The organism is Levilactobacillus hammesii DSM 16381, from assembly GCF_001434395.1.
In the GTDB taxonomy this organism is placed as follows: Bacteria; Bacillota; Bacilli; order Lactobacillales; family Lactobacillaceae; genus Levilactobacillus; species Levilactobacillus hammesii.
Genome location: NZ_AZFS01000044.1, coordinates 136,991 through 160,886, shown reverse-complemented (window position 1 = coordinate 160,886; position 23,896 = coordinate 136,991). Strand labels below are relative to the sequence as shown.

The 23,896-nt window shown below is 50.7% G+C and carries 24 protein-coding genes and 1 riboswitch; of the genes, 22 read left to right on the top strand and 2 right to left on the bottom strand.

The window, feature by feature from the left end; translation table 11 throughout:
• Nucleotides 1-169 precede the first annotated feature (169 nt).
• From FD28_RS03425 to FD28_RS03355, 15 genes are all read left to right on the top strand, one after another.
• Nucleotides 170-1,051: a CvfB family protein gene (locus FD28_RS03425; protein WP_057732609.1), complete on the top strand. Its 882-nt coding sequence runs from the start codon at nt 170-172 to the stop codon at nt 1,049-1,051.
• Between the two features lie 11 nt (nt 1,052-1,062).
• The gene (xerD, locus tag FD28_RS03420; RefSeq protein ID WP_057732607.1) at nt 1,063-1,959 is read left to right on the top strand and encodes a site-specific tyrosine recombinase XerD; all 897 of its coding nucleotides are present in this window, start codon (nt 1,063-1,065) and stop codon (nt 1,957-1,959) included.
• 54 nt (nt 1,960-2,013) lie between these two features.
• On the top strand, nt 2,014-2,409 hold the full coding sequence (locus FD28_RS03415) for a hypothetical protein (protein ID WP_057732604.1): 396 nt from the start codon (nt 2,014-2,016) through the stop codon (nt 2,407-2,409).
• Nucleotides 2,363-3,151 carry a segregation and condensation protein A gene (locus FD28_RS03410; protein WP_057732602.1) on the top strand — a complete coding sequence of 263 codons (789 nt, stop codon included), beginning with the start codon at nt 2,363-2,365 and terminating at the stop codon, nt 3,149-3,151. Before FD28_RS03415 ends, FD28_RS03410 begins: the two co-directional genes overlap by 47 nt.
• Nucleotides 3,129-3,737 (top strand): SMC-Scp complex subunit ScpB, encoded by a 609-nt coding sequence (gene scpB, locus FD28_RS03405; protein WP_057732600.1) that lies wholly within the window; start codon nt 3,129-3,131, stop codon nt 3,735-3,737. Before FD28_RS03410 ends, scpB begins: the two co-directional genes overlap by 23 nt.
• Nucleotides 3,738-4,460, top strand: coding sequence for a pseudouridine synthase (locus tag FD28_RS03400; protein WP_057732598.1), 723 nt, complete (start codon nt 3,738-3,740; stop codon nt 4,458-4,460).
• Nucleotides 4,461-4,520: 60 nt separating this feature from the next.
• Nucleotides 4,521-4,638, top strand: a riboswitch (FMN riboswitch).
• 116 nt (nt 4,639-4,754) lie between these two features.
• Nucleotides 4,755-5,336: an ECF transporter S component gene (locus tag FD28_RS03395; RefSeq protein ID WP_057732596.1), complete on the top strand. Its 582-nt coding sequence runs from the start codon at nt 4,755-4,757 to the stop codon at nt 5,334-5,336.
• Between the two features lie 102 nt (nt 5,337-5,438).
• On the top strand, nt 5,439-6,482 hold the full coding sequence (locus FD28_RS03390; RefSeq protein WP_057732594.1) for a helix-turn-helix domain-containing protein: 1,044 nt from the start codon (nt 5,439-5,441) through the stop codon (nt 6,480-6,482).
• The gene (locus tag FD28_RS03385) at nt 6,475-7,896 is read left to right on the top strand and encodes a RecQ family ATP-dependent DNA helicase (protein WP_057732593.1); all 1,422 of its coding nucleotides are present in this window, start codon (nt 6,475-6,477) and stop codon (nt 7,894-7,896) included. Before FD28_RS03390 ends, FD28_RS03385 begins: the two co-directional genes overlap by 8 nt.
• 71 nt (nt 7,897-7,967) lie before the next feature.
• Nucleotides 7,968-8,600 (top strand): LysM peptidoglycan-binding domain-containing protein, encoded by a 633-nt coding sequence (locus FD28_RS03380; protein WP_057732591.1) that lies wholly within the window; start codon nt 7,968-7,970, stop codon nt 8,598-8,600.
• A 32-nt stretch (nt 8,601-8,632) separates the two neighbouring features.
• Complete coding sequence (gene cmk, locus FD28_RS03375) at nt 8,633-9,313, top strand: (d)CMP kinase (protein WP_057732588.1); 681 nt, start codon at nt 8,633-8,635, stop codon at nt 9,311-9,313.
• A gap of 79 nt (nt 9,314-9,392) precedes the next feature.
• Entirely contained in the window at nt 9,393-10,700 is a 1,308-nt protein-coding gene (gene rpsA, locus FD28_RS03370; RefSeq protein ID WP_057732586.1) for a 30S ribosomal protein S1, read from the top strand.
• 217 nt (nt 10,701-10,917) lie between these two features.
• Complete coding sequence (der, locus tag FD28_RS03365; protein WP_057732584.1) at nt 10,918-12,225, top strand: ribosome biogenesis GTPase Der; 1,308 nt, start codon at nt 10,918-10,920, stop codon at nt 12,223-12,225.
• 239 nt (nt 12,226-12,464) lie between these two features.
• Nucleotides 12,465-12,740 (top strand): HU family DNA-binding protein, encoded by a 276-nt coding sequence (locus FD28_RS03360; protein ID WP_011667553.1) that lies wholly within the window; start codon nt 12,465-12,467, stop codon nt 12,738-12,740.
• 225 nt (nt 12,741-12,965) lie between these two features.
• On the top strand, nt 12,966-14,228 hold the full coding sequence (locus FD28_RS03355) for a tetratricopeptide repeat protein (RefSeq protein ID WP_057732582.1): 1,263 nt from the start codon (nt 12,966-12,968) through the stop codon (nt 14,226-14,228).
• Nucleotides 14,229-14,354: 126 nt separating this feature from the next.
• Here the strand turns inward: FD28_RS03355 and FD28_RS03350 are convergent, their stop codons facing one another.
• The gene (locus FD28_RS03350; RefSeq protein ID WP_057732580.1) at nt 14,355-15,248 is read right to left on the bottom strand and encodes a YitT family protein; all 894 of its coding nucleotides are present in this window, start codon (nt 15,246-15,248) and stop codon (nt 14,355-14,357) included.
• Between the two features lie 198 nt (nt 15,249-15,446).
• Between FD28_RS03350 and FD28_RS03345 the strand changes: the two genes are divergently transcribed.
• From FD28_RS03345 to FD28_RS03330, 4 genes are read left to right on the top strand one after another with little or no spacing between them, the layout of a single operon-like run.
• Nucleotides 15,447-16,640 carry a CCA tRNA nucleotidyltransferase gene (locus FD28_RS03345; protein ID WP_057732578.1) on the top strand — a complete coding sequence of 398 codons (1,194 nt, stop codon included), beginning with the start codon at nt 15,447-15,449 and terminating at the stop codon, nt 16,638-16,640.
• 28 nt (nt 16,641-16,668) lie between these two features.
• Entirely contained in the window at nt 16,669-18,558 is a 1,890-nt protein-coding gene (locus tag FD28_RS03340) for an ABC-F family ATP-binding cassette domain-containing protein (RefSeq protein ID WP_057732576.1), read from the top strand.
• Between the two features lie 12 nt (nt 18,559-18,570).
• Nucleotides 18,571-19,521, top strand: coding sequence for a thymidylate synthase (locus FD28_RS03335; RefSeq protein WP_057732574.1), 951 nt, complete (start codon nt 18,571-18,573; stop codon nt 19,519-19,521).
• Nucleotides 19,522-19,542: 21 nt separating this feature from the next.
• Nucleotides 19,543-20,034, top strand: a complete 492-nt coding sequence (locus tag FD28_RS03330) for a dihydrofolate reductase (RefSeq protein ID WP_057732571.1) — start codon at nt 19,543-19,545, stop codon at nt 20,032-20,034.
• A gap of 541 nt (nt 20,035-20,575) precedes the next feature.
• On the opposite strand, the gene trhA is transcribed toward FD28_RS03330, so the two are convergent.
• Nucleotides 20,576-21,217 carry a PAQR family membrane homeostasis protein TrhA gene (gene trhA / locus FD28_RS03320; RefSeq protein ID WP_057732568.1) on the bottom strand — a complete coding sequence of 214 codons (642 nt, stop codon included), beginning with the start codon at nt 21,215-21,217 and terminating at the stop codon, nt 20,576-20,578.
• 167 nt (nt 21,218-21,384) lie between these two features.
• Between trhA and FD28_RS03315 the strand changes: the two genes are divergently transcribed.
• The 3 genes from FD28_RS03315 (at nt 21,385) to FD28_RS03305 (ending at nt 23,882) form a co-directional block, all read left to right on the top strand.
• Nucleotides 21,385-22,236 carry a DegV family protein gene (locus FD28_RS03315; protein ID WP_057732565.1) on the top strand — a complete coding sequence of 284 codons (852 nt, stop codon included), beginning with the start codon at nt 21,385-21,387 and terminating at the stop codon, nt 22,234-22,236.
• Nucleotides 22,237-22,301: 65 nt separating this feature from the next.
• Entirely contained in the window at nt 22,302-23,231 is a 930-nt protein-coding gene (locus tag FD28_RS03310) for a GDSL-type esterase/lipase family protein (RefSeq protein WP_057732564.1), read from the top strand.
• 48 nt (nt 23,232-23,279) lie between these two features.
• On the top strand, nt 23,280-23,882 hold the full coding sequence (locus FD28_RS03305) for a YpmS family protein (protein ID WP_057732562.1): 603 nt from the start codon (nt 23,280-23,282) through the stop codon (nt 23,880-23,882).
• The last annotated feature ends 14 nt before the right edge of the window (nt 23,883-23,896 follow it).

Below are 23,896 nucleotides of genomic sequence, written 5' to 3'. Positions count from 1 at the left end.
GGAAGAGCGAGGCAGAACGGACCGGGTTACCCATATGGCGCGGCAGCAGGTTTTCCCAGCCCTGCGTAAATTTGTGAGATTAAGGCTCGCTAGTTGGGTGGTTTCCGTGTAAAATAAGGGCTAGACACTTTGAACGGTAGACTGGGTAACCAGTAGAATTGAGGAGATTATGGAAGAACTATTAGGCCGCATCATCGCGGGAAAAGTTACCGATGAAAATGAAAATGATTATTACGTCCAAGTTGCAGGGACCACCTTCCGGCTGGACAAGGCAGAGATCAAGAAACCACTAAAGTTAGGCTCTAACTTTAAGGGGTTTGCTTATGAAAATGAAAATCATGAGATGCAGATTACACGGGACGCCCCCCAAGTTCAAGTGGATCACTATGGTTTCGGTACGGTGGTTCGGACACAGCGGACGTTGGGTGTTTTCGTCGATGTGGGCTTACCCAACAAAGATATTGTCGTGTCATTGGATGATCTTCCTGACATGATGGAATTGTGGCCACAGCAGGGGGATCGTTTGTTGATCGCGCTACGTGAGGACAACAAGCATCGTCTTTGGGGAGTATTGGCCGATGGAGACATCTATGCCGCCATTGCGCAACCCGCTAAGAAGATCATGCAGAACTCGAACGTGATTGTTCGTTCGTATCAGTTGAAGCTGGTGGGAACACGCGTCATGACGGACCACTACGAATTGGGCTTTATTCACCCCTCAGAGCGGGAAACGGAGCCTCGTTTAGGTGAAGAACTGCATGCGCGGGTCATTGGGGTTCACGATGACGGGACCCTTAACTTGTCATTGCGGCCACGGACCTATGAAGCCATTGATGATGACTCAGCCATGTTATTGGCTGCCTTGGAACACAGCGAGGACGGTCATCTCGACTTTAGCGATAAGAGCGATCCAGCAGCCATCAAGGCTTACTTTGGGATCAGCAAGGGACAATTCAAGCGAGCCATTGGTCATCTCTTGAAGGCCCGGAAAATTACGCAACACGACGGTCAATTGTGGCTAGTTGCCACTGAGGCACAACCGAAGGACTAGGAGGGACACGGATGACCGAGCTGGCGGATCAGACGGTGGACTTTGCCCACTATTTAACGGTGGAACAGGGACTTGCCAAGAATTCGGTGACAAGTTACACCCAGGAACTGCATAACTTTGCGGCGTATCTGACCGAACAGCAGGTCATGAGTTTCTTGCAGGTCGATCGGCTGAACGTGATGAACTATCTGAGCGCGTTGACGACGAGTGGCAAATCGCGGAACTCCGTGATTCATGCCGTTTCGGCGTTGCGTAAATTCTATCGTTATCTGGTTCAGACGCATCAGCTGACGGTTAACCCGATGGCCAATATCGCGGCCCCTAAGCACGCCGAACACTTGCCAGCGGTCTTAACCGTGGCCGAGGTTGACCGCTTGCTAGCGGCGCCGGATACCTCAACCAAGTATGGGTTGCGTGACCGGGCCATTTTGGAGGTCATGTACGCTACAGGTCTGCGTGTCAGCGAACTGGTTCACCTGAAGTTAGCCGACCTTCACCTGGAGATGGGGCTCATTCAGACGTTGGGTAAGGGCGATAAGGAACGGATTATCCCGATTGGCGATGTGGCCACGGACTGGATTAATCGGTACTTGGCCCACAGTCGGGCCGTTCTGCTCAAGCAGCGTACCAGTCCCTATCTGTTTTTGAATGCTCACGGCGGCGGTCTGTCGCGGCAGGCCATTTGGCAGAAGATTAAGCACTATGTGGCGTTGGCGGATATTCAAAAAGACGTGACGCCCCATACGTTGCGGCATTCATTTGCGACCCATATCTTAGAAAATGGCGCGGATTTGCGGGTGGTTCAGGAACTCCTGGGCCACGCGGACATCACGACCACGCAGATTTATACCCACATTTCTAAAAAGCGGCTGGTTTCGGTTTATGACCAATACCATCCTCGCGCCTAGCCTTGGTGGGGTGAAGTGTGGTAGAGTATGGAGACGATTTAACGGAGGCACAGCATGTTACTGAAATATCGGAGTGATTATCAAAAAATCGCGATGGGAATGCTCAGCTTGATGCCCAGTTTTAAGGACTGGGATCGTCTGCAGCGGGAATTGGCGTGGTATCAGGGCGGTGACGATCGGACGCTGTATTTGTGGAAGGACGATCGTGATGATTTTGCCGGTGCCGTGGGGACGCAGATTCAGGGAGACTATCTGATTGTGCGTCTCGTGACGCTGATGCCGGATAAGGACCTGACTGAGAATACGTGGCAGTTGTTGGATCAACTGGCCACGTTATTACCAACGAAACGACTGATGGGGACGCTCTCCACAGCCAAGATTATTGCGAAATGGGAGTATCACCATGGACAAAGCCACAGCAAGCGGCCAACCACTGATTCAGGTCAGTGACTTTGAGGGGCCACTAGATTTATTGCTTCACTTGATTAAAACGAATGAAATGTCTATTTATGATATTCAGATTGCCACCATCACCAGTCAGTACCTGGACTACTTGCATCAGATGCAGACCCTGCGTTTGGACGTTGCCGGGGAGTACTTCGTGATGGCGGCCAATTTAATGGCAATTAAGGCGAAATTGCTTTTGCCTAAGCCCCAGACGTTAGAACCCAGTGATGAGGATGACGCCGGGGATCCTCGAGAGGACCTGGTCAATCAGTTGCTGGAGTATCAACGGTATAAGCAGGCGGCTCAGGTGTTGAAGGAACGGGCACAGGCTCGTCAGCAACACTTTACCCGGCCCGCAATGGCCGTTCCCGATTCGGTCGCGCTGACGGTCGCACCCGGCATTGAAACGGCGGATTTGCAGGCAGCGTTGGCCAAGTTGGTCCATCGCGCAATGGTCGCCAAGCCCGTTACCCAGAGCATTCAACAGGCCCATTACACGATTAAGGACCAGATGGCCACAGTGTTGACCCGATTGGAACAGAGCCACGGACCAGTGAGCTTTGAACAGCTAATTGGGCAAACGCCCGTGCTGGCCGAGATTGTGACCACGTTTCTAGCGGTGCTGGAGCTGGCGCGGCAACGTCAGGTTGGCCTGCAACAGGTCAGTCGGCTGGTGCCCCTACAGATTAACTTTTTACGTTTGAAAGGACGGTATGCCACGGATGTCACCTCTAGCACAGATTGAAAGCCTCCTGTTCGTCAGTGGTGACGAAGGGATCACGGTCGCGGATTTGTCCGCGGCAACCGGCTTACTACGACCGGCAATTTTAGCCACATTGGAGCGCTTGGCACAGAAGTACGTTGCCGATCAGGACTCGGCGTTAGAGCTGATGGTGAACGACACTACTTACCGCCTCGTGACCAAGGAAGCGGCCGGCGACCTGGTTAAACGGTATTTCGAGAATCCGTTGAGCACCAGCCTGTCACCAGCCTCCCTAGAAGTATTGGCGATCATTGCCTATCGTCAGCCAATTACCAGAATTGAAGTGGATGAGATTCGGGGCGTTCAGAGCGCTTCGACGGTCCAAAAGCTCGTTTTAAGACGCTTGATTGAGGACGCTGGTCGGTTGGATGAACCGGGACGGCCTAAGCTGTACCGGACCAGTGCTTACTTTCTCGACTACTTTGGCTTGAAACAACTGTCTGAACTGCCACCGCTTCCCGCTGCTGCTAATCCGAGTGAGCAGAGTGATGGGGACGGGGGCGACCTCTTCTTACAAGCCTTTAACCAGCAGCTGAACCAATCAGGAGAATCAGGAGATGAAACCTAAATGGAACGATTACAAAAAGTTTTAGCCCACGATGGTGTGGCTTCACGGCGCCAATCAGAAAAATTAATTATGAGCGGTCGCGTGAAGGTTAACGGAACCGTGGTGACGGAACTGGGAACGAAGGTCAGTGTGCACGATAAGATTCTCGTGGACGGTGTCCCTACGACCAGTGAGGCCCCCGTTTATATGATGTTATATAAGCCACGCGGCGTGATTTCAACGGCCAATGACGAAAAGGGCCGGAAGACCGTGGTCGATTTGGTCGACAATGTGAGTCAACGGGTCTACCCAGTGGGCCGGTTGGACTACGACACGTCAGGCTTAATCTTGTTGACCAACGATGGCGAATTAGCCAACCGGTTAACGCACCCCAAGTATGAGGTGGAAAAGACCTACGTGGCACGGGTTACGGGGATTCCCACGAATGATGCGCTGCGGCAGTTGCGTCAGGGGATTACGGTGGATAAGATCACGTATGCCCCAGCTAAGGCCAAGATCTTAAGTACCGATGACAAGAAAAAGATTGCCATCGTGTCGTTAACGATTCACGAAGGTAAGAACCATCAAGTTAAGAAGATGCTGGATGCGATTGGGTGTCCCGTGGAAAAGCTGAAACGTGAAGAGTATGGCTTCTTGACGTTAAAGGGGCTTCAACCCGGTGATGCACGGAATCTGAAACCAGAAGAGGTCAAGGAACTCCGGCGGTTGACGGGTTTGGCCTGAGGCAAATTGTTGACAGGCGTTGGTTCGTTTAGTACATTAAAGGTGTACTAAAAATTTAAGGTTCATCTTCAGGGCAGGGTGTAATTCCCGACCGGCGGTAAAGTCCGCGACCCGCGCGAGCGGTTGATTCGGTGCAACTCCGGAACCGACAGTATAGTCTGGTATGCAGAAGATGAGACGTTGCTTTTTGCGTAGATTAATTTAGACGTAAACTCCAAGGTCTTGCTCTTCTGTGGCGAGGCCTTTTTTCGTAGGGTCGCGTCACTGAGATGGCCGCAAGGAGGAATTAGTCTCATGGAAAGTAGTCAGAAGGGGTTAAGTGTTCGTGCCATGGTCGAGATGGCATTGTTTGCGGGGGTCTCTTATATTTTAATGTTTGTGTCGATCCCCATCATCCCGATTGTCCCCTACATGAAACTCGATTTGAGTGATCTGGTCGTGTTGCTAGGGTTAGGTATCTTTGGACCAGTCGGGGCGGTGACAATTGCTGCGATTAAGGAGCTCTTGTACTTTGTCACAACGGGGCTGGACATCGTGAACTTTATCGGTGTTTTGACGGCATTCATTGCGGACCTAGCACTGGTTTTGCCGATCAGTGCGGTGTTACGGCGTCACAAGTGGACGTTTAAACGGCAGGTAGTGGCGGTCATTGTTGGGACGTTGAGTCTGACCTTGGTGCTGTCACTGGCTAACTGGTGGATCATTACGCCCCTGTATCTAAAGGTCTGGGGGATGTCACTGGGATTACCCGTTAATAAGCTCATCTTATTCGGTGTGATTCCCTTTAATCTGATTAAGGGAATTGTCCTGGGTATCCTGTTCATCCTGCTTAATCGGCGAATGGCGCCCTGGTTACGCAAGCACACGCTGTCATAACCACACTAATTGGAAATTGAATTGAAATGAAGGGCTGGCGCGCTGCCAGCCCTTTTCGTATGGTAAACTAGGAACAGTTTAAAAACGGAAGGAAGCGGGATTATGGAAGCGGCGGACCTATTGGCCTTACTCGATCAGCAGCAGTTTCGCCGTCTCCGGGTGATTGAAAACCTCCTGCGGGAACGGAAGACGGTGTCGACCCTGTATTGGGGACAACGCTATCACTTGCTATACCTGGTAGGCTTGGCTAAGAAGCTGCCTCGAGGCGCCCTGGATGCGCCGGCGCGTGAGTTGCAACAGCGGGGTTTCATTACGGTGGGCGAAACACCCGATCAGATTCGTCTCTCGCCAGCAGGACAAGCCGCCCAGGCGCAGACCCGTTATTATCAGCCTCAGACACAAGCCACCTGGAGTCAGCTCGATCTGATGGCGGCGAGACAACGAATCTTGCTGGCCGTGCAGGTCGTGAGCCAGTACGCGCATTCTACCAAACGCTATTATCCGTTGACGACAGATCTCGAGACGCGTCAGGCGGTGCGCCGGTGGTTTTATCAAGTGAAGAGTGCTCGGCTATCCGAACAAACGTTCGTGTCACTGCAAAAGAGCTTAGAACAGTTGCCGGAAGCAACGGCCAGCGTGGTCACGGCGCTGTTTACGGGTTATCAGCAACCCGGACTGACGGCGGAACAACTGGCCAGAGAGCAGCAACGGACGCCGTGGGAGATCACCCTGATGCAACTAGATGGGGTGATGCAGATTGCGGGTGATGCCCAGGCGGAAGACCAGCCACTAACCAGACTACTACGGTCGGTTTGGCGTTCGCCAGTGACGCGCAGTGCCCAACAGACGCTGGCGGCCATGGGGCAAGGGCGTAGCTTGGAACAGATTGCGGCGGCACGAAGGATTAAGCCAAGTACGGCACGAGAACACCTTCTGGAGGCCGCGATTCTGTTGCCTCGCGATCAGTTTCCCTATGACTGGATTCTGACGCCTACCATGCGACAAGAATTTGCGAATGTCTTGACGGGACCGATTGATGACTGGCAATATACGGCCATGCCCCAGGCACTACAGGATCGGTATGCGTTCTTTTATTTTCGACTATATGCGATTTGGTGCGATAAGCGAGGTGTAGAAGATGCTTGAGCCATTAACCACGAGTCTTGAAAAAGTATTCGGCTTCAACACGTTTCGCTCTGGCCAAGCAGCGGCACTAACGGCACTAGAAGCGGGGCAAGATACGCTGGCCGTCTTACCCACGGGCGCGGGCAAGACCTTAATTTATCAGTTGTATGGGTATCGCCATCCGGGCTGTGTCTTAATTATCTCGCCCTTACTGTCATTGATGAATGATCAGGTGAACCGGATGCACATGGCCGGGTTTCGCCGGGCAGCCGCGATTAACTCCCTGACCAGTTATTCGGAGCGTCAGGAAATCTTGCGGCATCTGGGGGATTATCAGTTTCTCTTCATGTCACCGGAGATGCTGGCACAACCGCAGATGTTGGCGCAGATCAAGCAGCTGCAGCTGGGACTACTGGTGATTGATGAGGCGCACTGTATCGTCCAGTGGGGCCCAGACTTTCGGCCGGAGTATCTGTTGTTGGGCGCGATTCGGTCGCAATTGCAGCAACCGCTGACCTTGATGCTGACGGCAACGGCGGGGCAGACGACACGTCAAGAGATCGCCAAGCAACTGCGTAGTCAGCCTCAAATTGTGGCCGAGTCCGTTGACCGGCCCAATATCTTTTTGGATGTTGAACACGTCGAGAATGAACCGGAGAAACAGGAACGATTGACCCAACTGGTGGGCCAGATGCAGGGGCCGGGTGTGGTGTACTTTTCCAGCAAGCAGCAGGCGACCGATACGGCGTTGAGTCTGCAACAGCAAACGGGTGCTCGTGTTGCGGCGTACCATGCGGGGCTGAGTAGCGAGGATCGGTTTAAGATTCAGCAGCAATTTATGGCGGATCAGCTGGATGTGATCTGTGCGACCAGTGCATTCGGCATGGGAATCGACAAGAACGATGTGCGTTACGTGATTCATTATCATTTGCCGGCCGACTTTGAAAGCTATGCGCAGGAGATTGGTCGGGCCGGTCGAGATGGACAGCAGAGTATTGCCATTCTGCTCTATGCCAGCGGGGATGAACAATTGCCCCTGATGTTGGGGCAGGCTAACCGGCCGGAGGCGGAGACCATTCACCGCTACTATGCGCGACCGCAGGCGTTTAGCGAGGAGGATGCGGCCATTGCCCTGTTGGCATTTTACCGCCGGCATGGGATTAGCGAGGCGGCCGTGATCCAGCTCTTTAGTCGCCGCGAACGCGAACGTAATCGGGCACTGGCACAAATGTTGGCGTACGTGCGAGAACCGCACTGTTTGCGACACAATTGGCTACAGGCGTTTGACGAACAGAGCCCTGAGCATCAAGCGGATTGTTGTGCACCGGCGGGGATGTCCCCGGATTTAGCACAACTAGGACTGCTGGCTAAGGCTAAAACGGCCCCGGTAGACTCAGTGGACGATTGGCGGGCACGATTACACCGGTTATTTTAAGAAGAATTTAGAGAATTCAGCTAGCTGGTATGGTACAATTACGGTTGAAAGTTTTTCAGGGAGGTTAGATGATGAGTCAAAAGCGTGACGATCAAACGTCGAAGGAGCAAGAGTCCCATCCGTGGGATTCTTCGTTTGCTGATGATCGCGACGATCAGGGTAACCTGTCACGAACGAAAATGCGGCGACAAAATCATAGCAACACCATGGTCACCATTATTCTCGTGGCCATTATCATCGTGATTGCGGCAGCCTCGTTGGTCTATGGACTGGCCCGCCAGAGTGCGGTTAACCGGCCACAAAATACGGAGAAGGTAGCAGCGGGTTCATCCAGCTCATCTTCTAAGAAGGCCAAGAGCTCCGATAAATCATCAAGCAAGAAAGCATCATCGAAGAAGACCACTTCTTCGGCAAGTAGCAAGAAATCAACGACATCGACCACGACTGCTAGTTCGGCTAAGACGACTAGCAGTTCTTCGGCTACCACCAGTCACAGTAGTTCGGCAGTCGCTTCAAGCAGTAGTGTCAGCAGCACGTCAACGAGTAGTGCGACGTCTGGTCAGAAGTACGCCACGGTTGAATCTGGCCAAGGGGTCTACCGGGTAGCCACGAATGCTGGGATTTCCGTTGACAAGTTATTGCAACTGAATGGTCTTTCTTCGGGTGCATCCTTGCATCCTGGCCAGAAGTTACGGGTTAAATAGGTTTTAATTAATTGATAGGGAGTTTGGTTTGCATGGATAAACAAGGTTTGCAGGTCGCCATTGACGGCCCAGCTTCGGCCGGAAAGAGTACGGTCGCTAAGATTGTTGCACAACGTTTCCACTACATATATTGTGATACGGGAGCGATGTACCGGGCAATTACTTGGAAAGTGTTGCAGGAGGGCGTTGGCCTAGGCGATGAAGCTGCAGTTAAGAACCTCTTGGATCAGATCACCATTCGGTTTGAACCCGGGACACCCGTTCAGAAGGTCTTTGTCGATGATACCGAAGTCACCTTGGCCATTCGCCAACCGGATGTCACAAATGCCGTTTCACAAGTCTCTGCCTTATCCGCTGTTCGGACGGAATTGACCGAACGTCAACGGCAGATCGCCGATGCTGGTGGTATCGTGATGGATGGTCGCGACATTGGCTCTACGGTATTGCCACACGCCGAAGTTAAGATCTTTTTGGTGGCCAGCGTGGATGAACGCGCGCAACGTCGCCTGAAGGATAACGCGGCCAAGGGGATCAATACCCCGTTAGCCACGTTAAAGCACGAGATTGAAGAACGTGACCGCAAAGATTCAACCCGGAAGATTTCACCACTGACCCAAGCAGCGGACGCCATTCGTCTCGATACGACGTCAATGTCCATCCAAGAAGTGGCTGATCGGATCGCTGAAATCATCCAAGAAAAAGAATCCCTATAGAAATAGGCAATTTACTAGCTTTTAGCAGCATAATCAGCTAAAATGGTATTTAGAGTTGTCGCAAGGAGGAAAAATTCGCATGAGTGAAAATGGCACGAGTCAAAACAATGAAAATAACGAATTATTAGATGCTTTAAACAGCATCGATAACGTTAAAGTCGGTGACGTCGTTAAGGGTGAAGTTTTAACGATCGATGACGACCAACAAGCAATCGTCGGTATTGCTGACACTGGAATTGAAGGGGTTGTTCCAAAGAAGGAACTTTCCACGAAGCCAGTCGATGATATTAATTCTGTAATTAAAGTCGGGGACGTTATGGACCTCGTCGTAATTTCTCGTATTGGTACTGACAAGGAAGGCGGCAGTTACTTACTGTCACAACGTCGTTTGGAAGCCCGTAAGGTTTGGGACGACATTCAAAAGGAATTCGAAGCAGGTCACACGTTGACTGCACCCGTTACCCAAGTGGTTAAGGGTGGGTTAGTCGTTGATGCTGGTGTGCGTGGATTCGTTCCTGCATCTATGGTATCTGACCACTTCGTTGAAGATTTGGCACAATTCAAGGGTCAAACCCTGGAATTCAAGATTGTCGAAATCGAACCTAGCGAAAACCGCTTAATCCTTTCTCATCGTGCAATCGTTGAAAAGGAACGCGCCGCACAAAAGGCTGAAATCATGGCTAAGTTGACGGCTGGCGACATTGTCGAAGGTAAAGTTGCACGTTTGACCAACTTTGGTGCCTTCGTCGACCTTGGTGGTGTTGATGGGTTAGTTCACGTTTCAGAAATCGCCTTTGAACGGGTTGAAAAGCCTAGTGATGTCTTGAAGGTGGGCCAAGAAGTTAAGGTTAAGGTCTTATCCGTAGACCCAGACCGCGACCGGATTTCCCTTTCTATCAAGCAAACCTTACCAGAACCTTGGGATGGTATCGAAGACAAAGCCCCACAAGGCAGCGTCTTAGACGGTACTGTTAAGCGTTTGACGAGCTTTGGGGCCTTCGTTGAAGTGTTCCCTGGCGTTGAAGGCTTGGTTCACATTTCCCAAATTTCTCACCAACACATCGCAACGCCTGCTGACGTTCTGAAGGTTGGTCAAGAAATCAAGGTTAAGGTCTTAGACGTTCGTCCAGACGATCACCGTTTGGCATTGTCTATCAAAGCCTTGGAAGAAAAGCCACAATCTGGTGACGAAGCTTCCGAAAACCACAGCAACAACAATAACCGGAGCCGGAACAACAACGGTGGTAACAACAACCGTCGTCGTAACAACCGGAACTCTGCTGAAACTTCAACGGCTAACGCCCCAGAAGAAAGCACCGGTTTCTCTTTGGGCGATCTGATTGGTGATAGCTTGAAGAAAGATATGGAAGACAACGAAAACAACTAACATGTTTGGTTGAAGAAGGGTTTGGCGCGGAACTTTGTTGGTTTCGCTCCAAACCCTTTTGTTGTCAAAAGAACTGTTAGAAGTTGACGGGTCTTGCTTTGACAGGCCGCGGTTTGTCGTGTAGACTATGATACTTGTTAGTGGTGTTCGTTATGACACACAGACAAACAGTTAGTTTAAATATAAATTGATTTGAAAGAAAAAGGAGGGATTTGTCGTGGCTTATCCAGTAGTCGCTATCGTGGGTCGTCCCAATGTGGGAAAATCGACCCTGTTCAACCGGATCGCCGGTGAACGAATCTCAATCGTTGAAGATACGCCAGGGGTGACGCGTGACCGAATTTACACGCGGGCCGAATGGCTAGGTACCGAGTTTCGGATGATTGATACTGGGGGGATTGACCTCAGTGACGAACCGTTTATTACCCAAATTACGCAACAGGCAGAAATTGCCATTGAAGAAGCCGACGTGATTGTCTTCATCACCAGTGCACCTGAAGGAGTCACCGATGCTGACGAGAACGTGGCTAAGATCTTGTATCGGGCCAATAAACCCGTCCTCTTGGCCGTTAATAAGGCGGATAATCCTGAGGTTCGGGAGTCTATCTATGACTTCTACTCACTGGGACTGGGCGATCCTTACCCCGTTTCCGGGGCCCATGGTTTGGGCTTGGGTGACTTGTTGGATGCCGTCGTTAAGGAATTCCCTGACGATACCGGTGCACCTAAGGATGATTCCATTCGCTTCAGTCTGATTGGTCGCCCCAATGTGGGAAAATCCTCACTGGTTAATGCCATTCTTGGTGAAGACCGGGTGATTGTTTCCGACGTTGCCGGGACGACCCGTGATGCTATTGACACCAAGTTTACGGCCGATGATACCAAGTTTACGATGGTGGACACGGCCGGGATTCGGAAGCGTGGTAAGGTCTACGAAAACACTGAAAAATACAGTGTGATGCGGGCTATGCGGGCGATCGACAATTCCGACGTTGTCCTGATGGTCATGAATGCCGAAGAAGGTATTCGTGAACAAGACAAGCGGGTTGCGGGTTACGCTCACGAGGCCGGTCGTGGGATCATTATCCTGGTAAATAAGTGGGATACCCTGAAGAAGGACAACCACACGTTGACGGATTTTGAGAACCTGATTCGTATTGAGTTCCAGTACCTGAGCTACGCACCGATTATCTTCGTTTCGGCGAAGACGGGCCAACGGTTGGAGCAATTGCCAGCCATGATCAAACGGGTTTCTGAGAACCATAACAAGCGGGTGCAGTCCGCAACCTTGAACGACGTGGTGATGGACGCGATTGCGCTGAACCCAACGCCTTCCGACAACGGGAAGCGGCTGCGGGTTTACTATGCGACCCAAGTGGCCGTGGCACCACCAACTTTTGTGGTCTTTGTCAACGATCCGAAGATGATGCACTTCTCCTACGAACGATTCTTGGAAAATCAAATCCGCGAACATTTCGATTTCGAGGGGACACCCATCCATCTGATCGAACGGGCACGAAAGTAGAAAAAGGTGGGCTTAGACCTACTCTAAGGCCGATTTGGGCCCATTTCTCATCAAAAATCGTAAAAATAGTGGATAATTGCTAAAAAATGGCGTTATCCCTTGTCATATAAGGCTTCCTGTGCTATCTTTGATTAAGAAATGATGCGGTTGACCGTATTTGTTTCATCATTTTTGGACCACTCAAAAATGACTACTAGATGGCATTCATCTAATCTTCATTGCAGGAGGTGAATTCAAACATGGCAAACAAAGCACAATTGGTTAGCGACGTTGCAACTGCAACGGGTTTAACTAAAAAGGACGCAACTGCTGCAGTTGATGCAGTATTCGATTCTGTCCAAGCAACGTTAGCAAAAGGCGAAAAGGTTCAATTGATCGGCTTTGGTAACTTTGAAGTACGTGAACGTGCAGCTCGTAAGGGCCGTAACCCACAAACTGGACAAGAAATCCAAATCCCAGCAAGCAAAGTACCTGCATTCAAGCCAGGTAAAGCTTTAAAGGATGCTGTTAAGTAATTACAATTAATTATTTAATAGGTAAAGGGCCAGGTCGGCAACTGTCGGACTGGTTTTTTATTACCCAAATTTTGGCTAGCCGAGGGCTGATTGTTTCCATGTTTGAACAGAATGCGTATAATAAAACAGTTGCCTTCGGGCAGAAGATGACTTGAATTTAACCGTTCATCGCAGACTGATGGGTCTGTCATGAACCTTTGGAACATTAAAAATTGGAGGCGGGTTATGAGTTACGCACAAACGGCACTCGATGAATTGGAAAAAGGGCAACTCGAAGACTTTAAGAAACAGTATGCCCTGTCCCTGCGTCATGACGACGATGACACGCTATTCAGCTTGGGCGAAGAACTCTATACACTGGGTTTTCTCAATCAGTCGCGACGGATTTATGAAAAGCTATTAAAAAAGTATCCGGACGAAGATGAATTGCGGACTAATTTGGCGGATATTGCAATTGATGAGGACAAAAACGATGAGGCTCTGGATTACCTGAATCAGGTCAGTCCCGACTCACCGGCTTACGTAGAGGCGCTCATGGTTGCGGCGGATCTTTACCAGACCCAGGAGCTCTTCGAAGTCAGTGAACAGAAGTTATTGACGGCCAAGAAATTGGCCCCTGACGAGCCCGTCATCACGTTTGCTCTGGCAGAGCTCTACTTCACCATGCGTGAGTTTAGAAAGGCCATTCCGCTGTATTTAGACCTGATTACGGCTGGTACCACGGAACTCTCTAAGGTGAACCTGGTGGAACGGCTAGGGGTAGCTTATGCCAACGCAGGACGTTTTGAACAAGCGATTGGCTATCTGAAGCAGATCCACACGGGGGACATGACCCCAGATGTTAAGTTCGAGACGGCCTTTACCTATCTGCAGTTGAAGGAGCGGACTGAAGCCATTACCCTGTTCAATGAATTAAAGGACAGCGACTCGCATTACACGTCGCTCTATCCTTATCTGGGACAGGCCTTGGAACAGGAGAATCGGTTAGCCGAGGCGTTAACGGCCTTGCAAGAGGGCTTGGGTGTCGATCAATACAACGAAAAGCTTTGGTTACAGGCCGCTCACGTGGCGACCAAGCTGGATGATGAGGCCTTGGCGGAGAAGTACCTTAAAAAGGGTCACGAGCTCGACAGCGACGACATTGCGGCCGTTATTCAGTTGAGTAATCTTTACGTCAAGCAGGAACGTTGGGACGAGAACGAGGCCCTGGCGAAACCATACGTGAAGGCCGAAGACGCTGATCCGCAGCTGTACTGGAATTTGGCGATTACGGCGAACCACCAGGAAGACTTTGCGGCTGCGCGTAAGTACTACGATGCGGCAGCACCATTCTTCATGGACCAGCCCGACTTCTTGAAACCAGCCATTTACTTCTATCGTGAGGAAGGGGCGAGCGATCAGGTCGTGAAGCTCTTGACCGCCTATCTCAAGGTGGTACCGGACGATGCCGAAATGGCGTTGATGTTGGAAGGTTATCAAGACATTTAGGCAAAAGGGGAAAGCACGGAGCTTTGAGCGCGTGCTTTTTTTTTATTATAGGTGACACACAATAATTACTTTAACTTATGTTCATAAACAAAAGCAACCGCAAAAACCGCGGTTGCCAGCCCGAAACTAAGGCTTAAACTTGCTCAGAAAACTCTTCTTCGGTCGCGCAAACGTAAACCCTTCACCCAGGGCTTCATTAACGTTAATCACGGAGACAAAAGCCTTGGGGTCATGACGGGAAATGATTTGACGTAAACGATGGAGCTCGCTGGGAGCGACGACCACGTAAATCATCTGACGCGGCTTGTGAGAAAAACCACCTTCGCCATTAACCAGACTGACGCCACGTTGCAGCTCGTCCATGATGCTATCCGTAATCGCTTGGTACTGATCGGACACGATGATGATTCCGCGGGCAGCATAGGCGCCTTCCTGCGTGAAGTTCACCAGCCGTGCAAACACGTACGAGTAGATTAACGTGTAGGCCATGTGTTGGATGTCGATGTAGACCAGCGAGATCAATAGGATCACGACATCAAGCCATAACAAGGTCTGGCCCATAGGAACGCCGTAAAACCTTTCCATGATTCGGGCGACGATGTCGGTCCCACCGGTCGTACCACCATACCGGTAGAGCAGACCAGAACCGAGGCCACCCGTTAGACCGGCTGCCAGAGACGCTAGTAGGAGGTCCTTATGAAGATCAATGGCGAACGGCACCCGTTGCCAGATCCACAGGAACAACGCTAACATGGCCGTACCATAGATGGTATAAATCAGGGACTGCCGCCCTAAGAACCGATACCCAATCAGTAACAAGGGCGCATTGATCAGAATAGTTGAATAGGCTGGATCCAGATGGAAGAGGGCCCGAATAATCAGGGTAATCCCCGAAATACCACCGTCCGCTAGGTTGTTGGCAATGTTAAAAAAGACCAGGCTAAAGGCCATGGTCGCGCAGCCAATCCCAATCATTAACAGGTCAATCAGCCGGATAGATTCGTCCTTAACTTGTGTCATGACGTTCTCTCCTAACCATAATAAATTTTCCTTTTCCATCATAGCACAGTGCAAGCGGTAACAGGCGAGAAACTGGCGCGGACTCGTCACTTTGAATTCAATTATCCGGCTGAATCTGTTAGACTGGCATATAGAGTGTAGCGACGACAACGTCGTTAGAACATTTGGCTATTACAGCCGGCGAAAGGTGAAATTAACATGAAGTTGGAACACTTACCACAAGAATTTGAACTTGCTCGACCAGTGCTGCAGACCATTGAGCAGGCGGGTTATGAAGCCTACTTTGTTGGCGGCAGTGTACGCGATACGATTCTCGGAAAGTCAATCCACGATGTCGATATTGCCACGAGTGCTTACCCTAATGAAATTAAAGCGCTCTTTAAACGAACGGTCGATACGGGCATCGAGCACGGTACGGTGATGATTTTGGACCACGGTACGGGCTATGAAACCACGACATTTCGGTCAGAATCTACCTATACCGATTTTCGGCGTCCCGATCAAGTCACCTTCGTGCGGTCGTTAGCCGAGGACTTAAAACGGCGGGACTTTACGATTAATGCCCTGGCAATGCGTGAAAATGGGGAAGTCATTGACCTTTTCGATGGCCTAAGTGACCTGCAAAACCAGCAAATTCGAGCCGTGGGAAATGCGCAGGAACGCTTCCATGAAGATGCTTTGCGGATGATGCGGGCCGTTCGGTTTGCCAGCCAACTGGATTTCACCATTGTGCCAGACACGCTAGCGGCCATTACAGCCCACGCCCAACTGTTGGACAAGATCGCTGTGGAACGGACCCAGGTCGAGTTACTTAAATTACTCACGGGGAAGACACCCCAACGCGGGCTTACCGATATGCTGGCAACTGGTCTGTGGCAGTACTGCCCGGACTTTGCCGACCATGAGACGGCGTTACAAGAACTGGCTACGGCGTTGACTCAGGGCGTGTCCTCTGAGACCGCGGCATGGACGTTACTGGTGACCAAATTCGGTTTAACGGCAACGGCCATCACACCGTTTATGAAGCACTGGAAGACGGCCAATCAGATGATTAACGCCGTCCAAACGACGAGTAAGACGGCAGCACTACTCGGCCAAGGCGACCTGAATGCTTGGCAACTCTATCAGTGTGGAGCGCCATTAATTGCCACGGCTAACGAGATTGCGGTGATCTTGGGGGCCCCTGATCGGTTGGCCACCTTGACCGACCGACTAGCCGCTTTGCCCATTCAGCATAAGAAAGAATTAGCCGTAACCGGTAAGGACCTGATGCAGGCGGGGATCCAACCCGGACCACAACTGGGGGCCATTCTTGGCGACCTGGAGTATCAAGTGGTTACCGGCGCGGTCGCTAACAAACGTGCCGATCTCGTGGCACAAGCAATGATTTAAGAATTCTAACTAAGAGAGTGAAGAGACTATGCAAACTTTACGCGCGGAAAATTTACACCGAACTTACGGTGAAAAAACGCTATTCGATAACCTGAACTTTATTATTAATGAACATGACCGGATTGGGCTGATCGGGGTTAACGGGAGCGGTAAGACTTCTCTCCTGGATACGCTGGCCGGCGTCAGCAATGAACAGTCCGGTGAGCTGTCGACCCCCAAGGACTACACCATTGGCTATTTGACACAGAAACCAGAGCTCGATGAGAACTTAACCGTCATGGACGCGGTCTTCTCCGGCGATCAACCCGTCTTTGCGACGATTCGGCGGTACGAGTCTGCACTGGCAACCTATGGGGCTCATCCCGAGGACGCTAAGGCCCAACAACGCTACCTGGACGCCGAAGCCCAGATGACTGAAGAAGAAGCGTGGACCGCTGAGAGTGACGTCAAGACAATCCTGACGCAACTTAAAATTACGGACCTATCCCAGGCCATCAAGACCATGTCTGGGGGCCAGATCAAACGGGTCGGTTTGGCTCAGGTCCTGATCCAATCACCAGATCTCCTGTTACTAGATGAACCGACCAACCACCTGGATTTTGATTCAATCGCTTGGCTGCAGCAATATCTAGCCGCATACAAGGGCGCTTTACTCGTGGTTACCCATGATCGGTACTTCTTGGACCAGATTGCCAATCAAATTTGGGAATTGGACTTTGGGAAGCTTTACCAGTATCCAGGGAACTACCAGGCCTACGTGCAGGAAAAGGCAGAGCGGGTCAGTCAAGAGGCCGACGCCGATCAGAAGCAACAACAGCTTTACAAGAAGGAATTGGCCTGGATGAAGGCCGGTGCCAAGGCGCGTTCAACCAAGCAACAGGCGCGAATTAATCGTTTTAATGATCTGGCCAGCAATGTGGGGACCCGTCAAGTGCAGAGCAACGTCTCCATTTCTCTGGGCCAGCAACGCCTAGGCAAGAAGGTCATTGAACTCAAGGACGCCAATCTTACCTTGGGTGGTCATACCATTCTGAAGGATTTCAGTGATCTGATTCAGGGTGGCGAACGTATCGGGATCAGTGGGGAAAATGGTGCCGGAAAATCCAGTCTTCTCAATGTGATTGCACAACGGCTTCCCCTAGATTCTGGGATTGTCACCATTGGTGAGACGGTCAAGATGGCCTATTATACCCAGCAGATCGAACCCATTCCTGAGGACAAGCGCATGATTAACTACCTGTCTGAAGTCGGGCAAAATGTGACGGATAAGGCGGGCAACTCCGTCAGTGTTACCGAACTTTTGGAACAGTTCTTGTTCCCACGTTTTATGCACGGCACGTTAATTCGCAAGCTCTCCGGTGGTGAGAAACGGCGGTTGTACCTGTTGAAGCTCCTGATGGAACAACCGAACGTCTTACTTCTGGATGAACCAACCAATGATTTGGACATTAGCACTTTGACGGTTCTGGAAGACTATATTTCCCAATTTGCCGGCACCGTCATCACGGTTTCTCATGACCGGTACTTCCTGGACAAGGTTGCTGATCGGCTCCTGATCTTCGATGGCAATGGTCAAATCGAACGTTACTCAGGACAATTCAGTGCTTACCTCGCTGCTGCACAACAGCAACACAAGGACAAGCCGGCCAAGGAAAAGAGTGCCAAGCCGACTGAAACTGAACCGGCTAAGCCCAAGAAGAAGGTTAAGCTAACCTACGCCGAACAAAAGGAGTGGGAAGGCATCGAGGGCGTGATTGATGGCCTTGAAGAACAAAAGTCACAGGTTCAGGCGGCCATGAACGCTAACGGCGCTAACTATGACAAGCTCGCTGATTTGCAGGCGCAGCTAGATGATCTTGACAAGCAACTCGATGATAAAATGACCCGTTGGGAATACCTCAGCGAATACGCAGAATAGGAGACGACCCGCATGTTAGAAGATGCTTACTTGGATTTGGCCCGTAAGGTTTTAAATGATGGCCACCGCAAGTCCGACCGAACTGGGACGGGAACCCTGAGCCTGTTTGGCTACCAGATGCGATTCAACTTACAAGAGGGTTTTCCACTGCTCACCACGAAGAAAGTGCCCTTTGGTTTAATCAAGTCCGAACTGCTGTGGTTCTTGAGAGGGGATACGAACATTCGCTTTCTACTACAGCATCACAATCATATTTGGGACGAGTGGGCTTTTCAACGCTTCATCGAGAGCCCAGACTACCATGGCCCGGACATGACGGACTTTGGTCGGCGTTCTCTGGTTGATGCGGACTTTAATCAAGCCTATCAGGCCGAAAAAAAGGCGTTTGACGACCGTATCCTCAATGATCAGGCCTTCGGCGACCATTATGGTGATCTCGGATTAGTGTACGGCAGTCAGTGGCGGGCCTGGCAGGGAAAGAATGGCGAGACAATTGATCAGATTGCGAACGTTATTGAAACCCTGCGGACGCATCCTGACTCCCGCCGTATGATTGTCTCGGCCTGGAATCCCGTCGATGTCCCGTCGATGGCTTTGCCGCCTTGTCACACGCTATTCCAGTTCTACGTCAATGATGGTAAATTGAGCTGTCAGCTCTACCAGCGTAGCGGGGATATCTTCTTAGGGGTTCCGTTCAACATTGCCAGTTACGCCTTGCTAACCTCCTTGATTGCTAAGGAAGTTGGCTTAGAAGTGGGAGACTTTGTACACACGTTGGGGGACGCCCACATCTATAGCAATCACATTGAACAAGTGAAGACACAATTAGCGAGAACGCCTAAGGCTGCGCCACAGCTGTGGTTAAACCCAGACAAGTCGAGTATCTTTGATTACGAGATGGCTGACATTAAGGTGACGGGCTACGATCCCGCACCAGCCATCAAGGCACCCGTTGCTGTTTAGCTAAGATTGGAGGAATGCGCGATGTTAATTTTTCTTTGGGCGGAAGGTCACAATGGCGTGATTGGCGAAAATGGCCACTTGCCTTGGCACTTACCAGCCGACATGCACTTCTTTAAAACCGTCACCACGGGTAACACCATTGTGGCCGGCTCACGGACGTTCCATTCCTTTGGGCGTCCGTTGCCAAATCGACAGAACATCGTGGTGACCCACCAACCGGCTAGTCACTTCCCAAGTGAGGTCATCGTGCTCAATACGCTAACGGCAGTCCGGGAATACGCCGCCAAGCATCGCGATGAAAAAATCTTTGTCGTGGGTGGTGCTCAGCTCTTTATCGCACTATTGGACGACGTGGATTTCCTGTATCGAACGGTGATTGACGCTAACTTTACGGGAGACACTTGGATGCCCGGTATTGACTACGAGAAATTCCAACTGATTGCCACACAGCCTGGTATCCGCAATGAGAAGAATCCTTACGACTACCATTTCGAACAGTATCAACGGCGGTAAAACCGTTCAAATTGTGCGCACTCCGGCTGCCAGGAATTCCGCCTGCTGTGGGGACGCTTCAGCCTGGAAGGCCACCAGTCTTCTCGCTCGATTTGGAGCCACGAAGAACCCGTGTCTCCAAAGTCGCCCGTGGTGTAAACTGGCTGAAAAAACGCCAGTTTACACCACAATCAGAGCCGGATGGGGCCATCCCTGGCCTCCTCCGGCTCTGATTGTGTTTTATCATGACGATAGCTGTAGGTGAAAACTACCTGACACTTGGGGACCAACTGATAACGATTGTCATCGTTATTCTCGAAACCGTCTGAGAATACCATGTAAGCCGAGAGATCGGCAGATATGGGCTCAGGCGCGTTTGCCCCGTAGTCCATACCTGCTGACCGGTAAGGCGAAGGAGCCACCACGTTGCCCAGCTTTAGGTCCACTAATGTTGCTAACAGCATGGTCAGTTCAACCCTTAGATCATTAAAAAGACGCTAGTCAGAATTCGCCAAGTTGAGGCGAGTGTGACTAGCGTCTTTTGAATCAAAATAGCTTTTTTCTAGGCATAGAACAGAATGGAAAAGTACATGAGGCCCGTTCCCAACATCACGAAGATGTGCCAGATCACGTGCCCAAATGGAACGCCCTTGAAGCTGTAGATGACCGCGCCCAATGTGAAGGCTACACCGCCAAAGAAGAGCAGGGTAAAACCGATGGGACCTAAGCCACGATACAGGGGGCCAATACCCATTAAGCACATCCAACCCATAATCACGTAGATCACGGTCGAGAGCGTCTGAAGCTTTCCTAGCCAGATGGCCTTATAAATAATGCCCGCAACGGCCATAGCCCAGATGATGCCGAACATCCACCAGCCCAGTTTACCCCCGACAACTAACAAACTAAATGGCGTATAGGTTCCCGCAATCAATAAATAAATCGCACAGTGATCAAATATTTGAAAGACGTGACTCGCACGGGTAAAGTACAAACCATGAAAAAGTGTCGACGCGAGGTAAAAGAGTACTAAAATGATGCCGTAAATGAGAAACGTGGTCATCCGAAGGGCGCCACCTTCACCGTGGGCTTGTAGAATCAAAATCACCAGGCCGGCAATGCTCAAAGCGGCACCAATGCCATGAGTTACAGCGTTGAGCACCTCATTGACGATTTGGTACGTTCGACTGCGTTTCTTTTCCAAACAAATTCCTCCTTCGTGGATGGTTATCAGTGTTTTCTGATAATCCGAGCGGCGAGTTCGCAGAATTACTGAAAAAAATCCATAATTCTGCTATACTATTACCGTATGTTTCATTACGCATATTGTAGCATAAACCAAAATCTCTGGTCAGAAAGAGTGGGATACCCATGGCTAAAATTAAAATTGTTACGGATTCTTCTGCCGGTTTAACCGACCAGCAAATCCAGGATTACAATATTACCATTATCCCGTTGACGGTCATGATCGATGACACCATTTACGTTGAACGGGAATCCATCACAAATAAAGAATTTATTGAAAAAATGAAGACGTCTAAGACGCTGCCTAAGACGAGCCAACCACCGCTGGGTAAGTTCGTTGAAACGTTTGATCAGCTGGGCGAAGATGGAAGTGCCGTCATCTGCTTCAATATGTTGGCTGCCATTAGTGGTACTGTTCACACAGCGGAACAAGCCGCACAACTGTCCAAGACTGACGTGACCGTCGTGGATAGCCAATACACGGACCAGGCACTGGCTTTCCAAGTAGTTGAAGCCGCAAAGTTGGCTGCTGAAGGTGCCGATAAGCAAGCAATTCTCGACCGTGCCGTCGCTGTTCGCGATCACACGAAGCTATTCATGGGCGTTGTCACCTTGGAAAACATCCTTAAGGGTGGCCGTTTGAGCCGCGCTGCGGGTATGCTGACCTCGTTGCTCAACATCAAGATTGTTCTTCAGGTTACCGGTGGTGAACTGAAGATTCGGGCCAAAGGTCGTGGCATGAAGACGATCGATCGTTACTTTGACAAGGTTTACGAACAGATCAAGCAAACGCCTGACATCATGGCCATCGGGATCTCTCACGTGGAAGCCTTTGAATCAATTGATAAAATTCAGGGCCATTTGCATGAGATTCTGCCGGATAAGGACGTCCTTGTTCGCGAAACGGTGCCCATCATCGCCACTCACGGGGGGCCCGGGGCCTTCGCTTTGATGTACTACACCGATCCAACTAAATAAATTTTTAACTGAGGAAAGGGGTGGCGCGGCCACCGCTTTTTCTTTATCCCGAGGGGGGAGTTTTTATGAAAAATGTTAAAGGTCTCAGTAAGATCATCGGGGTCATCCTCCTGGTGGTCATGGTGACGCTGGCCGTACTCACTTATTGGCATCCCGGCGCACGAACAACGCTGAATGGGGATCACCCCAACGCGGTAAACCGGCGTAAGGTTGTTCGGGTCGTTGCTTTGGGGGACTCACTCACGCAAGGTGTGGGTGATCAACAGGACAAGGGCGGCTACACCCAACGCCTCCAAGCCATGATTCATCGCCGCGATAAGGTGAAAGTCATCATGCACAATTATGGCAAATCCGGCGACCGGAGCGATCAGATCGAAACCCGATTAGTCAATAGTAAGGCGATGCAGCAACAAGTGAAGAAGTCACAGGCCATCGTCATGACTGTCGGCGGCAATGATCTTCTCCAAACGTTAACCAAGAATGTTACGATCAACCAACAGTCACAGTTGAATACGCAACTGGAGAATGCTGAAGCCGCCTACCAAAAGAAATTGAAGCACCTGTTAAACACCGTTCGGCACTATAATCCAACCGCGCCGATTTTCCTTTACTCGATCTATAATCCGGTCTACGTCTACTTTGCCAATATTGACCAAGTGACTAACGCGGTCGACGACTGGAATACGGCGACTAAGAAAACGGCAAGTCAGTATCAGGACCTTCACTGGGTAGACATCAACCGTGCACTATCCGTGGGGCAGTTCAAGTCAGCTACCCAACAAGCGAAGCTAAAGCGTAGCTCACAAGATATTAACAATGGTAAGATTTCAACCAAGACGTTCCAAGAAACGATTTTGGCCAGCGATGCCAGTGACGAACTCAACAACTACTTATCGCCAGTCGATCATTTCCATCCGAACGCGAAGGGTTACCGCTTGATGACGCGCTACGTGTTCCAAGAAATGCAGGCGCATCAACAGTGGCTTCTGAAATAAGCGGTTGACCAGCCAAACGGAATTAAATGAAGGGGGAAGTTAACCACTATGCAACGTCATTCAGCACCTAAAGTTAAAGCCACACGGAATTGGTGGAAATGGGGGTTCCTCACCCTGGTTGTCCTGCTCGTGATTGCACTGATCACGGTCGGAATCAAGGCAACCGGAACGACCAAGGTAGCCTCGACTGCCAAACCAGCTACGGACACCACCAACATCAACGTGACGCTCGACAAGAAGCAGGTCAATGCCCTGGCCGACTATTACGTGAACAAATCACTGAAGGGGCAGGCCGTGAAATATCGCTTTCAAGTCACGGATCACGCCATCTTAACCGGGTCAACTCAGGTTCTCGGGGCCAACGTGAATTTTGTTTTACTCCTGAAGCCAACCGTGTTATCCTCGGGAGACGTGCAATTGAAGGCGGAGAAGCTCTCGGTCGGCTCATTACCGGTCCCCGTTAGCTTTGTCATGAGCTACGTTGCCAAGAACTATCCGTTACCCAAGTGGGTGTCCATGGATAGCCACAAAAAGATTGCGACACTGCATTTGACCGCCATTGGTAATGGCAAAAAGTTGTCGTATGCAGCCAAAAAGATCGACCTATCCGGCGACGGTAAGTTTGTGTTCCAAGCTCGGATTCCGGATTAATGAAGGAGGCTCGT